The 1,054-nt window shown below is 46.0% G+C and carries 1 protein-coding gene; it reads left to right on the plus strand.

Annotated features, from left to right (window positions below):
- Positions 1 to 79 precede the first annotated feature (79 nt).
- Positions 80 to 1,000, plus strand: a complete 921-nt coding sequence (locus AB4307_RS21470) for an IS5 family transposase (protein ID WP_371973505.1) — start codon at positions 80 to 82, stop codon at positions 998 to 1,000.
- Positions 1,001 to 1,054: the final 54 nt, after the last annotated feature.

The raw sequence follows: 1,054 nt of genomic DNA on the forward strand, positions 1-1,054 counted from the left end.
GGCTTTGTTGCGTAATTCAATGGAACTAAATCAAGAACCTACGATCTGATCAGCTACCACCACTCTCTCTCGTAGCCTTATGCCTAAACCTCGTTACAAAACAACCAACTGGAAGCAATACAACCAATCACTCATTAACCGTGGTTCTTTGACCTTCTGGATTGATGAAGAAGCAATAAGTGGGTGGGCGCAAAGCAAACAGAATAAGCGCGGGAGGCCACGTCGGTTCAGTGATTTAGCTATTACGACAGCACTCATGGTGAAACGAGTTTTTTCTATGCCACTGAGAGCGCTGCAAGGATTTATCGACTCGATATTTAGGTTAGCCCATGTGCCGTTAAGTTGTCCGCATTACACCTGCATCAGTCGTAGGGCCAAGCAAGTTGAGGTCTCATTTAAGACTAAAACGAGAGGAGCGATACAACACCTAGCCATTGATGCAACTGGCCTTAAGGTTTATGGCGAAGGTGAATGGAAAGTCAAAAAACACGGTACGGATGGCAAGCGTAGAGTCTGGCGAAAGCTTCATATTGCCGTCGATACCAACACTCATGAGATCATTGCCGCCGAGCTAAGTTTATCGACGGTTACAGATGGCGAAGTACTCCCGAACTTACTGAAACAAACACGCCGAAGTATCCTTGAGGTGTCTGGTGATGGCGCTTACGACACGAGAGCGTGTCACGCTGCTATTAAGATGAAGGGAGCCATTGCGCTTATTCCCCCAAGAGAAGGGGCAGCCTTCTGGGAGCGTGGTCACCCTCGAAATCTCGCCGTGGGTTGCCAGAAATTATACGGCTCAAATAGGTATTGGAAAGAGCGGTATGGATACCACAAACGTTCATTGTCAGAAACAGCGATGTATCGAGTTAAACAGTTGCTAGGAGGACGATTGAGCTTAAGAAATTACAATGCACAGGTGGGTGAAACTTACGCGATGATAAAAGCGTTGAACAAGCTTACTGGGTTAGGTATGCCTGAAACTTGTCGTATTGATTAAGAAATACGCGAAACGGGGTAGTTCTATCTTTAAATTTAATTACGCAACAAAGCC

The sequence above is a fragment of the Vibrio sp. 10N.261.52.C2 genome, assembly GCF_041471425.1.
In the GTDB taxonomy this organism is placed as follows: Bacteria; Pseudomonadota; Gammaproteobacteria; order Enterobacterales; family Vibrionaceae; genus Vibrio; species Vibrio crassostreae_C.

What these genes read in the sequence shown, in the direction of transcription:
- AB4307_RS21470 (WP_371973505.1), top strand. Translation starts at nt 80, where the DNA reads ATGCCTAAACCTCGTTACAAAACAACCAACTGGAAGCAATACAACCAA.